Consider the following 13,529-nt stretch of genomic DNA (forward strand, 5'->3'; position numbering starts at 1 on the left):
TGTGTGAAGGTGGTCAGAAATTGACGGCATCGGCGCCCTTGAGCGCCAGCAGGGCACGGGCCTCGGCGGGTGTCGCGACCTCCAGCGACAGCTCGTCGAGAATGCGGCGGATCTTGCGCACCTGCTCGGCGCAACTGCTCGCCAGTTGGCCCTTGCCGAGGTAGAGGCTGTCTTCCAGCCCCACGCGCACGTTGCCGCCCATCACCGCGGCCATGGTCAGCAGCGGCATCTGGTGGCGCCCGGCGCCGAGCACGGAGAAGCGGTAGCCGTCACGGCCGAACAGTCGGTCGGCCGTGGCGCGCATGGCGACGAGGTTCTCCGGGTCGGCCCCGAGGCCGCCGAGGATGCCGAAGATGCACTGCAGGAAGATGGGCCCGTCGATCAGGCCTTCGTCGCGGAAATGGGCCAGCGTGTAGAGGTGGCCCATGTCGTAACACTCGAACTCGAAGCGCGTGCCGCGCTCGCGGCCCAGCACCTGGAGGATGTGTTTGATGTCGGCGAAGGTGTTGCGAAAGATCAGGTCCTCCATGCCTTCCACATAAGGCTTCTCCCAGCCGTGCTGCCAGTGCGAGATCTTTCGTGCCACGGGGTGGATGGAGAAGTTCATCGACCCCATGTTGAGCGAGCACATCTCGGGCGCCGCCTGCAGGGGATAGGCGAGCCGCTCGGCCAGCGTCATGCGGGTGCTGCCACCGGTGGTGATGTTGATGACCGCATCGGTGGCGGCCTTGATGCGGGGCACGAAGCGGTCGAAGACCTTCGGGTCGGGTGTGGGTCGTCCGTCGGCGGGGTCGCGCGCGTGCAGGTGCAGGATGGCCGCGCCGGCCTCGGCGGCCTCGATGGCCTGCTCGGCGATCTGCTCGGGCGTGATCGCGAGGTAGGGCGACATGGTGGGCGTGTGCACCGAGCCGGTGACGGCGCAGGAGATGATGACTTTGTCGGACATGTGAAGGCTTGTGCGGAGGGTTCCTAGACGGCCAGCCACTGCGCGAGCAGGGCCGGATCGGATTGCAGTTGGGCGGGCGTGCCCTCGAACACGATGCGGCCATGGCCCATCACGCACACGCGGTCCGACACCTTGAGCGCGATGGCGAGCTTCTGCTCGACCAGGACCACCGACACCCCCTGGGCGCGCATGTCGCGAATGCACTCGGCGACCTGCGCCACGATCATGGGCGCCAGCCCTTCGGTGGGTTCATCGATCAGGATGACCCGCGGGTTGCCCAGCAGGGAGCGGCAGATCGTGAGCATCTGCTGCTCGCCGCCCGACAGGCTGCCGGCCCGTGTGTGGCGCCGCTCCTTGAGCCGGGGGAAGTAGTCGAACATCTGCTGCAGGGTCCAGCGTGGGGCGCCGGGCGCCGGCGGCTGTTCGCCCATGCGCAGGTTCTCGTCCACGGTGAGGTTGGCGAACACCTCGCGTTCCTCGGGCACATACGCCAGGCCGGCGCGGCAAATGCGGCTGGGCGCAGAGCCGGCCAGTTCGCGGCCCGCCAGGCGCACGCTGCCCCGGCTGGGCGCCACCAGGCCCATCAGGGCCTTGAGCGTGGTGGAGCGGCCCGAGCCGTTGCGCCCGAGCAGGCTGAGCACTTCGCCCTGGCCGACCCGCAGGCCCACGCCCTGCAGGATGTGGCTCTTGCCGTAGTAGGCGTGCAGGTCGTCAACCTCGAGCAAGGGACTCATGCCGCCACCTCCTCGCCCAGGTAGGCCTCGCGCACGCCCCGGTGCCGGCGGATCTCGTCCGGCGTTCCGGTGGCGATCACCTGGCCATACACCAGCACGCTGATGCGGTCGGCCAGCTGGAACACCACGTCCATGTCGTGCTCCACGATCAGCAGCGCCCGGCCGGCGGTGACCTCGCGGATCAGATTCAAGGTGTACTCGGTCTCCTCGCTCGACATGCCCGCCATGGGCTCGTCGAGCAGGATGAGCTGGGGATCGGAGGCCACGGTCATCGCGATTTCCAGCGAGCGCTGCTCGGAGTAGCTCAGTTCACCGGCCAGGCTGGCCGCGCGCTGGTGCAGGCGCACCTGCTCGAGCAGCCGGTCGGTGGCTTCCCGCAGGCCGGGCATGCGGTCGACGCGGCGCCAGAACGCCGTCGGCTGCGGCTGCTGGCGCATCACCGCCAGGCGAACGTTCTCGAACACCGTCAGCCTGGGGAAGATGTTGGTGATCTGGAAGGACCGCGCCAGACCCAGGCGGTTCACGCGCTGAGGCGACCAACCGGTGATGTCGCGCCCCTGGAAGGCCACCGTGCCCGAACTGGCGCCCAGGTTGCCCGAGATCAGGTGGAACAGGGTGGACTTGCCCGCGCCATTCGGGCCGATCAGGGCGCGGCGCTCACCAGGCGCCACCTCGAGGTCGACGCCGCGGATGATCGGCGTATCGCCGAACGACTTGTGCAGTGCCTTGAGTTGCAGGATGGGCTCGCTCATGCGGGGTCCTCTCCGGTTTGCAGGCGCCGGTGCGCGAAGGCCAGCAGGCCGCCGCCCAGGGCCAGCAGGCCCAGCGGCCAGGCCCAGGTGGTGACGCTGGTCACGTTCCACGCGGTCTTGAGCAGGGTCACCGGCGGCCAGCCGCCCGCCTGCGCGGCCAGGGCGCGGTAGTCCTCCGAGCACAGGCGTTGCAACAGCTCGATCAGGAACACCGCGCCGCAGGCCAGCAACAGGGCCGCCAGCAGCCAGGTGAGCAACAAGGGCAGCGCGCGCGCGGCACCGAGGCGCCGCACACGCGACACCGCGAGGCCTCCCAGACCGACCAGGCCCTGCGGCATGAACATCATCACCAGGACGAACAGCACGCCCTGGTAGAGCAGCCAGGCCTGGGTGTTGTCCGACACGGCGTAACCGAAGAAGCTCATCAGCGCCGCGCCCAGCGCCGGCCCCAGGAAGACCCCGACGCCACCGATGTAGCTGTTGAGCACCACGCTGGCCGACACGCCGGGGTCGAAGACCACGTAGTTGGCCGCTTCATTGGCCAGCACCTGCAGTGCGCCCGCCACCCCTGAGAAGAGGCCGGAGATGGCAAAGGCCGACACGCTGAGCCGGTGCACGTCATAGCCCAGGAAGCGCAGGCGATGGCTGTTCTCGCGCAGGCCCAGCGTCAGGCGGCCGGCTGGCGTGCGCGTGTGGAAATGCAGCAGCAGCAGCGAGATCAGCACCCAGGCCAGCGTGAGGTAGTACACCTGGGTGGTCGTGCCGAAGTTCAGGCCCCAGGCCGGCATGCGCATGGCGGAGATGCCCGACTCACCGCCGAACAGGCCCTTGAGCTGCGGGGCCAGCGAATGCAGCAACTCCGCGATGGCCAGGGTGATCATCGCGAAGGCCGTGCCGCTGCGCTGGGTGGCGAACCAGCCTGCCGCGACACCGAACGCCAGCCCCGCGCCGGCACCCACCAGCGGCATCAGCGGCGTGGGCAGCAGGCCGGCGCCACCCAGCGCGTTCATGCCATGGACGGTGGCAAACGCGCCCACGCCGAAATACGCCGCATGACCGAAAGAAAGCATGCCGGCGCGACCCGCCAGCAGGCCGTAGGCGCTGGCGAACAAGGCGGCGATCAGCATCTGCACGGCGGCGTTGAGCAGCCCCGCCGACAGCAGGAGCGGCAACACCGCGAGCAGGGCCAGGCCGCCCAACAGAAGGGAGATGGAGGTACGCATGGGAAAGATCAGCTCTTGTCGCCCAACAGGCCCTGAGGCCGCAGCAGCAGGACGAGCAACATCAAGGCAAATGGCAGCGTGGACGCCAGGCTGGACAGCTTGAGCGTGAGCAGGCCGCCCACGCCTTCGGCCCAGGCCCCTGCACCCACCAGGCCCAGCAGGTCGGCCAGGCTGCGGTCGATGCCCACCGCCAGCGAGGTGATCAAGCCGATCAGCAACGAGGCCAGCATGGCCCCCGCCAGCGAGCCCAGGCCGCCGACCACCACCACCACGAACACCATCACGCCGATCTCCAGCGCCATGTTCGGGCTCGTGGTGTAGAAGGCCCCGGCAATGGCGCCGGCCAGCCCCGCCAGTGCGGCCCCGACGCCGAACACCCCCATGAACACGAACTGCACGTTGTGGCCCAGGGCTTCGACCATGCGCGGCCGGTAGATGGCCGAGCGCACGATGATGCCCACGCGGGTGCGTGTCAGCAGCAGGTAGAGCAGGGCGAACATCACCAGGGCCACGCCCCCCATCAACAGCCGGTACAGGGGGTACTGCTGCCCACCGAGTGAGAAGGCCGGTCCGTCGAGCACCGCGGGCACCTGGTAGTTCACCGGGAAATTGCCGAACAGCAGCTTGATCGCCTCGGCCACGATGAACGACAGCCCGAAGGTGAGCAGCAGTTCGTGCGCGTGGCCATGGTGGTGGACGCGCCGCAGGAAGAAGCGCTCCACCACCGCGCCCACGCCGCCGGCCAGCAACATGGCCACCACGACCGCCGCGCCGAAGCCCAGCACGCCCTGCAGCGTGTAGGCGAAGTAGGCGCCGAGCATGTAGAACGATGCGTGGGCGAAGTTCAGCACCCCCATCATTCCAAACACCAGCGTCAGCCCCGCCGACACCATGAACAGCAGCAGACCGTAGATGACTCCGTTGAGCAGCGAGAACAGCAAGGTGTCCATGGCTCAGGACGGCCGCTGCATCTTGCAGCTGGGCTGCACGGGCATGGCGGCGTCGTCGGCGCTGAACACCTTCACCGGCTTGAAGCCCATGTCCGTGCCGTCCACCTTGTAGCGGGCGTCCCGGCTCACGGTGGACACCACCAGCGGCATCAGGATCTGGTGGTCCGCGGCGCGCATGCTGGCTTCGCCCATGGGGGTCTTCAGGCGCGCGGTCTCCATTGCGCGGGCGAAGGCGTTCACGTTGAGCTTGCCGCCTTCGGGCTTGGTGCGCCGCAGGGCATCGGCCACCATGTCCAGGCCGAACACCGTCTGCGGTTCGACGAACACGGGCGGGCGGCCCAGCTTGGCCGAGAAGTCGGCCACGAAGCGCTCGCCCTCGGCACCGCCCGCTTCGCCGTTGAAGGCGTGCACGATGAAGTGCCCCAGGGCCGTGTCACCCGCGTTGCTGATGTTGCCCGGCTGGTCGAGAAAGACCGTGCCGAACGTGGCCTTGAGGCCGGCGCCCTTGGCCGCCTTCATCATCAGCAGCAGGTCGTTGGACCAGTTGCCGGTGAGCACGGTCTCGGCGCCCGAGCTGCCGATCTTGGCGATGTAGGGCGCGAAGTCCTGGATCTTGTTGGTGTCGTGCAGGGTCTTCTCCACCACCTGGTAGCCACCCGCCGCCGCGTTCTCGACGATGGCGGCCTCCATGTCCTGGCCCCAGGAGTAGTTCTGGTTGATGGCGTAGACCTTCTTGCCCAGCGCGTTGGCCTCCTTCATGCCCTTCACCAGCACCTTGGTGCGCACCTGCGCGTTGGGGGCCACGCGGAAGTGGTGGAAGTTGCACTTGTCACCCGTCAGCTCCAGGGCCTCGGCGCCGACGTTGATGTAGACGATTTCCTTGCCCGGGTTGCGCAGGTTGTGCTTGCGCACGTCCTCGGTGATCTGCCCGCCGATCGCGGACGACGCTCCCTGCACGACGATCTGAACGCCGTCGGCGATGGCGGCCTTGAGCTTGTCCGACGCACCGGCGGGCCCGCCCTGGTTGTCGTACTCGACCAGTTGCACCGGCTGGCCGTTCCAGCCACCGGCCGCGTTCATCTTGTCGATGGCGAAGCGCACACCCGCGCGGAAGGTCTGACCCGTCGAGGCCTGCGGACCCGAGAGGGTTTCCAGCAGGCCGATCTTGACCGGGTCGGCGTGCGCAGCCGCGGCGATCAGCAGGGCCGCGGGGAGCGCGGCGAGGCGAATTGAGGTCATGGTTTGTCTCCTGTTGTGGTGGGGGGTTAGAGGTACTCGACGTTGCCGTCCACGCTGATGACCTGACCGGTCAGGTTGCGCGCGCCCGGCGAACCCAGGAACAGCGCCGTGGCCGCGACGTCGTCGGCGGTGACCATGCGGCGCAGGGAAATCTTGTCCAGGTACTGCTGGCGCATCGCTTCGGGGCCGATGCCCAGGGCGCTCGCGCGCGCCGCGATGACGCCGTCCATGCGGGCACCCTCGACCACGCCGGGCAGGATGGCGTTGACCCGCACGCCCTGCGGGCCGAGCTCGATGGCCAGCGACCGGGTCATGCCCACGATGGCCCATTTGCTGGCGGCGTAGGGCGTGCGGTACGCATAGCCCAGGCGGCCCGCGACCGAGCCCATGGCGATGAGCGTCGGGTTCGCGTCCGAGGCCTTCAGCAGGGGCACCGCGCGGCGCGCGAAATGGAACTGGCTGTCCAGGTTGACGGCCAGCGTGCGCTCCCAGGCCGCGACGTCGATGTCCTCGATGGCGGCGGTCGGGCCGGCGATGCCGGCGTTGTTGACCAGCACGTCCAGGCCACCCAGGTGGTGGCGCACGCCCTCGAACACGGCGTCCACGTCGGACGCGACCGACGCATCGGCTGGCGTACCGGTGAGGCCCGGGGTCTCGGTGAGCAGCCGGTCCAGTGCCACGCGATCGATGTCGCAGACGTGCACCTGGGCGCCCGCGGCATGGAAGGCGCGCGCGATGGCGGCGCCGATGCCACCGGCCCCGGCGGTGATCAGCACGCGAAGGCCGGGGACAGGGCGGAGGGAATCGTGAAGGGCCATGGGTGGGTCGGTGGACAAGCTGCGGGCAGTGTCTGCAATGGACCCGTCACGAACCATGTTCTGTGAACACACAATTAATGGCCTGTTTGTGTGACGAGCGCACATAAGACGCCCGCCGGGGGGCCGTCAGGCTCTGATACGCTTGCCCCCCCACGCAGGAGGCGCCTTGGACACCACCCCCTCGATCGCGCACACCTTGATCGAATTGCTGCACCGCGCCGCGCCCGCCGAGGACTTCGCCCAGCAGTTGGCCCGGGTCGAGGCCTTGCCGGCCGGTCAGGCCGACAAGGCGAGCCTCGTGGAGACGGTGCGCATGGCCATGGCCGTGCACAACCGCATCGAGGTGCTGCAGCAACGCGAGCAGGGCATGGTGGCCCTGATGGAGTCGGCCCAGGATCTCTCGGAGCAACTGGAACAGGGCAAGCTGCTCGATGCCATGGTGGCCCGCACGCGGCGCCTGCTGGGCGCCGACATGGCCTGGCTCTCCGAGCTGGACGAGGCGCGTGGCGTGTTCCAGGCGCTGGCCGCCGAAGGCGGGCTGACGCGCAGTTCGGTGGCCATGAACATCCGCAGCGACCGGGGCATGGCCAGCGTGGTGATGGCCACCCGCATGCCCTTCACGACACCCGACTACCTGCACGACACGCGCTTCAATCACGACCCCCGCTTCGACGACATCTTCCGCGCCGAGGGCATCTGCGCCCTGGTGGGCGTGCCGCTGATCTGGCAGGACGAGGTGATCGGCCTGCTGTTCGCGGCGGACCGCTACCCGCGAGTCCACACCACGCAGAACATCGCGATCCTGCGCGCGCTGGCCGCCCACGGCGCGCTGGCCCTGAAGAACGCACGCGACTTCAAGCGCATCAACGTGGCGCTGGACAAGGCGGACGAGGCCCGATCCGAACTGGAGCGCCACGTCCGGGGTGTGCAGGCGGCCGCCGACGCGCACGAAGAGATCACCCTGCTGCTGGCGCGGGGCGCCTCGCTGGCGGCCCTGTGCCAGGCGGTGGCGGGCCTGTTGGGCGGCAGCCTGCTGGTGCTGGACGAGGTCAACCAGGTCATCAGCCAGGGCGTGGCTGAGGGCTATGCGGGCACCGGCGCGCAAGCCTATCGGCCCCATGGCGAACACAGCGCCGACCTGGCCCGGGCCCTTCGCCAGGCGCGCCTGTCCGGGCGTTCGGCCCAGGCCTACGAAGCCGACGGCGAGATCTGCCGCGTCATGCCGGTGATCGGGGGGGACGACGCGCTGGGCGCCATCGTCCTGTTTCACCAGCAAGCACTGGAAGAGGTGGCCGAGCGCACCTTCGAGCGCAGCTCGAGCGTGATCGGGATCGTGCTGCTCTCGCAGGAGCGCCAGGAGGCCAGCAGCCACCGCGACATGTCGGCCCTGATGCGCGCCCTGGTGTCGCCGCGACAGGACGAACTGGCCGTGCTGGGCGATCGGGCCGAGCGCTTCGGCCTGGATCTCACCCAGCCCCTTTCGCTCATGATGATCGAGTTCAACGGGCCGAGCGCGGGCTTCGTGTCCCGGCGCCTGCTGCAGATTCCCGAGGTGAAACCCTGCCTGATCGACGACATCGACGGCACCGTGGTCGTCGTGTGCGGCGCCCTTCGCGCCCAGGAGGTGCGCCAGGCCCTGGCGCTTTGGATACGCCGGGAAGTGGGCAAGGCCTACCGGGGCGTGCTGTCGCGCCCCATGAGTTCACCCGCCGAGCTGCCCGCGGTGTTTGCAACCATCAAGCGGTCCATGGGCATCCTGCGCCGCCTGGGCCTGCAGGAGCAGCTCATCGGGCAGAACGAGCTGGCGCTGTATTCCACCCTGTTCGAGACCCACGACGCCAGCAGCCTGGAGCAGTTCCTCCAGGCCTGCATCGGCCCCTTGCTCCAGCACGACCGCAAGCGCCACACGGCCCTCACCGCCACCTTGCTGTGCTTCTTCGATTGCAACCAGAACGCCAGGACCACGGCCCAGCGACTGGACATCCACGTCAATACGGTGCGCCAGCGCCTGGCCACCATCGAAGGGCTGCTGGGCCACCTGGGCCAGGCGTCCCGTGCGCTCGAAGTCCACGTGGCCCTGCGGCTGTGGAGCCTGCGCTCCTGAGCGGACGGCGGGGGCGCCACTGATGTGACACACAGGCGCCGCCCCTCGGGCCACAATGACTGTTTCCGACGGTTCAAACAACACACACGAGGCAGACAAGACATGACCCGCACCATCTCCCAACTCTTCGACCTCAAGGGCAAGACCGCCCTCATCACCGGGGGCTCGCGCGGCCTGGGCCTGCAGATGGCGCATGCGCTGGGCGAGGCCGGCGCGCGCGTGCTGATCAGCTCGCGCAAGCAGGCCGACCTGGAAGAGGCCACGGCCGAGCTCAAGGCCGCCGGCATCGCCGCCGAATGGGTGGCCGCCGACGGCCAGAGCGAGGAGGAGTGCCGCCGGCTGGTGGATGAAGCGATGAAGCGCCTGGGCCGCATCGACATCCTGGTGAACAACGCGGGCGCGGCCTGGGGCGCGGCGGCCGAAGAGCACCCCGTGGAGGCCTGGGACAAGGTGATGGACCTCAACGTGCGCAGCTACTTCATCCTGAGCCAGGAGGTTGCGCGCCGCAGCATGATCCCGAACAAGGGCGGCAGCATCATCAACACCGCGTCCATCGCCGGCCTGGGCGGCAACCCGCGCGGCATGAAGACCATCGCCTACAACACCTCCAAGGGCGCGGTCATCAACTTCACGCGCGCGCTGGCGGCCGAATGGGGCGACCATGGCATCCGCGTCAACGCCATCTGCCCGGGCTTCTTCCCGAGCAAGATGACGCAGGGCACGCTGAAAGCCATGGGTGAGGAAAAGCTGGCCGCCCACGCGCCGCTGGGCCGCCTGGGCGACGACGAGGACCTGAAAGGCCTGACGCTGCTGTACGCCAGCGACGCCGGCAAGCACATCACCGGCCAGTGGCTGGCCGTCGATGGCGGCGTTTCGATCATCACCGGTGGCTGAACACTTGGACTTTTCTGTACGCATCCCCTTCGTCGATCTGCTCGGCTTTCGCCTCATCCGCATGGACGGCGGCGAGGCGGAGATCACTTACGAGCCGGCGCCCGAGCACCTGAACTCCTTCGACGTGGTGCACGGCGGCGCCAGCATGACCCTGCTGGACGTGGTGATGGCGCACGCCGCGCGCTCGGTGCAGACCGACATGGGCTGCATCACGATCGAGATGAAAACCAGCTTCATGCGCGCCGCCAAGGGCCCGCTGGTGGCGCGCGGCAAGCTGCTGCACCGCACGGCCACCATGGCCTTCACCGAAGCCAGCGTGTTCGACGCCGCCGGCAAGCTGTGCAGCCACGCCACCGGCACCTTCAAGTTCGTGCCCCGCCTGCCCACCGGGCCGGGTTCCGTGCACACCCTCAACCGCATCTCAACCGACTGAATCCGGGAACCACACCATGCCCACCAACCGCCAGATCCTGCTCGACAACCGCCCCAAGGGCGAGGCCACGGTCGACAACTTCAAGCTCGTGAGCACTGAGACGCCCGCGCTCAAGGACGGCCAGGTGCTCGTGCGCCACCACTTCCTCAGCCTGGACCCGTACATGCGCGGGCGCATGAACGACAGCAAGAGCTACGCGGCCTCGCAGCCGCTGGGCGAGGTCATGATCGGCGGCACCGTGGGCGAGGTGGCCGAGTCGAAGAACCCCAAGTACGCCGTGGGTGACAAGGTGGTGGGCATGGGCGGCTGGCAGGAATACAGCGTGGTGGACGCCGAGCAGCCGGGCGCGCTGCGCAAGGTGGACACCACCCACGTGCCGCTGAGCCACTACCTGGGCGCCGTGGGCATGCCCGGCGTGACCGCCTGGTACGGCCTGGTGAAGATCATCAACCCCAAGGCCGGCGACACCGTGGTGGTGAGCGCGGCCACGGGTGCCGTGGGCAGCGCCTTCGGCGCGCTGGCCAAGGCGCGCGGCTGCCGAGCGGTGGGCATCGCGGGTGGGCCCGAGAAGTGCAAGTACGCGGTGGAAGAGCTGGGCTTCGACGCCTGCATCGACTACCGCCTGCACAAGGACATGTACTCGCTGGCCAAGGCGCTCAAAGAGGCCTGCCCGAACGGCATCGATGGCTACTTCGAGAACGTGGGCGGCATGGTCCTGGACGCCGTGCTGCTGCGCATGAACGCCTTCGGCCGCATCGCCGTCTGCGGCATGATCGCCGGCTACGATGGCCAGCCGCTGCCGCTGGCCAACCCGGCGCTGATCCTGGTGAACCGGCTCAAGGTGGAAGGCTTCATCGTGAGCGAGCACATGGAGGTGTGGCCCGAGGCCCTGAAGGAGCTGGGCACGCTGGTGGGCACCGGCAAGCTGCGCCCGCGCGAGACGGTGGCGCAGGGCATCGCCGCCGCGCCCGAAGCCTTCCTCGGTTTGCTCAAGGGCAAGAACTTCGGCAAGCAGCTCGTCAAGCTGGTGTAAGCCCCCGCGCCGCCTGCGGCGTCACCCCCCAGGGGGCGCCACCTGCGGCCCGGCAAAGCCGGTTCCGCGGTGGCCCGCGATAGGAGATGGCATGAATGTGACGCATGAGGTCTTCAACCAGCCCGCGCCGCTGGTGGACGTGAACCTCTTCGAGACCAACCGCGCGCTGCAGGCCGCGCTGGCCTTCAACGCGCCGGGGCTGGACACGTCCGCCCTGCGCGCGCTGGGTGCCGCCGTGGGCAGCGGTGAGATGCAGGCCCACGCGCGCCTGGCCAATGTGTACACGCCGCAACTCAAGACGCACAGCCGCGTGGGCGAGCGCATCGATCAGGTGGAGTTCCACCCCAGCTACCACGCGCTGATGCGCGAGGCGGTGGGCGCGGGGCTGCACGGCGCGGCCTTCGCTCCGGCCGAACAGGCCACGGGCAGCGCCCACCTGCGCCGCGCCGCCGGCTTCATGCTCTTCACCGAGCTGGAGCCCTCGGTGCTGTGCCCCATCTCCATGAGCTACGCGGTCACGCCCGCGCTGCAGGGCAACGCGGCCATCTACCGCGACTGGGCGCCGCAGCTCTCCAGCCGCGCGTACGACCCGGCGCTCAAGGTCTGGCGCGACAAGCCCGGCGCCACCATGGGCATGGGCATGACGGAGAAGCAGGGCGGATCGGACGTGCGCGCCAACACCACGCGCGCCGAACCCGCCGGGCAGGACGACTGGGGCCAGCGCTTCACGGTGACCGGCCACAAGTGGTTCTTCTCCGCGCCCATGTGCGACGCCTTCCTCATCCTCGCGCAGACGGCCAGCGGGCTGAGTTGCCTGTTCCTGCCGCGCGTGCTGCCCGACGGCGGCGTCAACGCCATCCACATCCAGCGCCTGAAGGACAAGCTGGGCAACAAGGCCAACGCCAGCTCCGAGGTGGAGTTCCACGGCGCCACGGCCTGGCTGGTGGGCGAGGAAGGCCGCGGCGTGCCGCAGATCCTGGCCATGGGCACGATGACGCGACTGGACTGCGCGCTCGGCACCAGCGGGCTGATGCGCCAGGCCCTGTCCATCGCGCTCAACCACACCACGCAGCGCAAGGCCTTCGGCAAGGTCCTCATCGACCAGCCGCTGATGAAGAACGTGCTGGCCGACCTCGCCCTCGAATCCGAAGCCGCCACCGCCTTGGCCTTGCGCCTGGCGCGCGCCTTCGACCGGCAAAGTGACCCGCACGAGCAGGTGATCGCCCGCCTGCTCACGCCCGTGGCCAAGTTCTGGATCTGCAAGCGCGGCAGCCACTTCGCGCAGGAGGCCATGGAGTGCCTGGGCGGCAATGGCTACGTGGAAGAAGGCGGCGAGGGCACCATGGCCCGCATCTACCGCGAGATGCCGCTCAATTCCATCTGGGAAGGCGCCGGCAACATCATGGCGCTCGATCTCTTGCGCGCCATCCGCAAAGCCGACGCCGCCGCCGCGCTGGCGCAGGAACTGGCGCCCGCCAAAGGGCAACACGCCGCGCTGGACCACCTGGCGGCCCGATTGCCCCTGCGTGTGGAAGAGATGGCCACCGAGATGGAAGCCCGCCGCCTGGCGCAGGACGTGGCGCTGGCCGTGCAGGCCGCGCTGCTGGCGCAGACCGCGCCGGCCGAGGTGTTCAACGCCTTCTGCGATTCGCGCCTGGGCGGGCACTGGGGGTACAGCTTCGGCTCGCTGTCCTCTGGCACCGACGTGGACGCCATCATCGAGCGGGCGATGCCGCGCGCCTGAGGACTTCTTCGCATGGACATGCTCTCTGTTGTTTGCGCTCGCAGGCGGCTGCCTCGCGGGATCGGGCGCCAGGGCGCTCTGTTCCGCGAATGTCCCCCGTACCGGCTGCGCCGGTCCTCCTCCTTTATTTCGCTACACAGAGCGCCCTGTCCCCCGATCCATCCACACCGTCGTGGAATGCCTGCCGTTGGCGTGCCTGCATGGTCGCGGGCCGAGGACGCTGGGTGCCCTGCGCAGCGAAATAAAGGAGGAGGGCGCGCAGCGCCCGGGGGACATTCGCGGAGCAGGGCACCCAGTGGCCTCGGCCATCGCCAACCCGCTGGCGTGAAAGCCCCAACGCACCCCAGCCCCCGCAAAAGTCAGGCTTCCGCATGATTCCCGAGCGAGAAGCCATGCACGCCACCACCATGCACGATCTGATTCTTCATCACTACCCGATGTCGCCTTTTGCCGAGAAGGCGCGCCTCATGCTCGGCCACAAAGGCTTCGTCTGGCACAGCGTGCACATTCCCACCGTGATGCCCAAGCCCGACGTGGTGGCGCTCACCGGTGGCTACCGCAAGACGCCGCTGCTGCAGATCGGTGCCGACATCTACTGCGACACCGCGCTCATCGCCGACGTGCTGGAGCACCGCGCGGCCGAACCGCCGCTGTTCCCC

General features: G+C 68.8%; 13 protein-coding genes. 6 read left to right on the forward strand and 7 right to left on the reverse strand.

The features are described 5' to 3' along the window. Nucleotides 1-13: 13 nt before the first annotated feature. The 7 genes from VLG41_RS17110 to VLG41_RS17140 are packed head-to-tail and all read right to left on the reverse strand — an operon-like array spanning nucleotide 14 to nucleotide 6,662. The gene (locus VLG41_RS17110; protein ID WP_325350598.1) at nucleotides 14-946 is read right to left on the reverse strand and encodes a 3-keto-5-aminohexanoate cleavage protein; all 933 of its coding nucleotides are present in this window, start codon (nucleotides 944-946) and stop codon (nucleotides 14-16) included. Between the two features lie 23 nt (nucleotides 947-969). Next, the gene (locus tag VLG41_RS17115) at nucleotides 970-1,680 is read right to left on the reverse strand and encodes an ABC transporter ATP-binding protein (RefSeq protein ID WP_325350599.1); all 711 of its coding nucleotides are present in this window, start codon (nucleotides 1,678-1,680) and stop codon (nucleotides 970-972) included. Continuing rightward, nucleotides 1,677-2,432, reverse strand: a complete 756-nt coding sequence (locus VLG41_RS17120) for an ABC transporter ATP-binding protein (protein WP_325350600.1) — start codon at nucleotides 2,430-2,432, stop codon at nucleotides 1,677-1,679. The genes VLG41_RS17115 and VLG41_RS17120 overlap by 4 nt, the downstream gene beginning before the upstream one ends. After that, nucleotides 2,429-3,655, reverse strand: coding sequence for a branched-chain amino acid ABC transporter permease (locus tag VLG41_RS17125; RefSeq protein ID WP_325350601.1), 1,227 nt, complete (start codon nucleotides 3,653-3,655; stop codon nucleotides 2,429-2,431). The genes VLG41_RS17120 and VLG41_RS17125 overlap by 4 nt, the downstream gene beginning before the upstream one ends. A gap of 8 nt (nucleotides 3,656-3,663) precedes the next feature. Then, a complete protein-coding gene (locus VLG41_RS17130; RefSeq protein WP_325350602.1) occupies nucleotides 3,664-4,605 on the reverse strand; it encodes a branched-chain amino acid ABC transporter permease in 942 nt (313 codons plus the stop codon). A 3-nt stretch (nucleotides 4,606-4,608) separates the two neighbouring features. After that, nucleotides 4,609-5,844: a branched-chain amino acid ABC transporter substrate-binding protein gene (locus tag VLG41_RS17135; RefSeq protein WP_325350603.1), complete on the reverse strand. Its 1,236-nt coding sequence runs from the start codon at nucleotides 5,842-5,844 to the stop codon at nucleotides 4,609-4,611. A gap of 26 nt (nucleotides 5,845-5,870) precedes the next feature. Further along, on the reverse strand, nucleotides 5,871-6,662 hold the full coding sequence (locus tag VLG41_RS17140) for an SDR family oxidoreductase (RefSeq protein ID WP_325350604.1): 792 nt from the start codon (nucleotides 6,660-6,662) through the stop codon (nucleotides 5,871-5,873). Nucleotides 6,663-6,828: 166 nt separating this feature from the next. Here VLG41_RS17140 and VLG41_RS17145 point away from each other — a divergent pair, with 166 nt between their 5' ends. The 6 genes from VLG41_RS17145 to VLG41_RS17170 form a co-directional block, all read left to right on the forward strand. After that, nucleotides 6,829-8,766, forward strand: coding sequence for a helix-turn-helix domain-containing protein (locus VLG41_RS17145; protein ID WP_325350605.1), 1,938 nt, complete (start codon nucleotides 6,829-6,831; stop codon nucleotides 8,764-8,766). Nucleotides 8,767-8,868: 102 nt separating this feature from the next. Then, entirely contained in the window at nucleotides 8,869-9,660 is a 792-nt protein-coding gene (locus VLG41_RS17150; protein WP_325350606.1) for an SDR family oxidoreductase, read from the forward strand. Further along, nucleotides 9,629-10,093 (forward strand): PaaI family thioesterase, encoded by a 465-nt coding sequence (locus VLG41_RS17155; RefSeq protein ID WP_325350607.1) that lies wholly within the window; start codon nucleotides 9,629-9,631, stop codon nucleotides 10,091-10,093. Before VLG41_RS17150 ends, VLG41_RS17155 begins: the two co-directional genes overlap by 32 nt. Nucleotides 10,094-10,109: 16 nt before the next feature. Then, nucleotides 10,110-11,126 carry an NADP-dependent oxidoreductase gene (locus VLG41_RS17160; protein WP_325350608.1) on the forward strand — a complete coding sequence of 339 codons (1,017 nt, stop codon included), beginning with the start codon at nucleotides 10,110-10,112 and terminating at the stop codon, nucleotides 11,124-11,126. A 91-nt stretch (nucleotides 11,127-11,217) separates the two neighbouring features. Beyond that, a complete protein-coding gene (locus tag VLG41_RS17165; RefSeq protein WP_325350609.1) occupies nucleotides 11,218-12,870 on the forward strand; it encodes an isovaleryl-CoA dehydrogenase in 1,653 nt (550 codons plus the stop codon). Between the two features lie 407 nt (nucleotides 12,871-13,277). After that, a partial coding sequence (locus tag VLG41_RS17170) for a glutathione S-transferase N-terminal domain-containing protein (RefSeq protein WP_325350610.1) occupies nucleotides 13,278-13,529 on the forward strand: 252 nt, incomplete at its 3' end.

It is taken from the genome of Hydrogenophaga sp., assembly GCF_035481345.1.
Taxonomy (GTDB): Bacteria; Pseudomonadota; Gammaproteobacteria; order Burkholderiales; family Burkholderiaceae_C; genus Hydrogenophaga.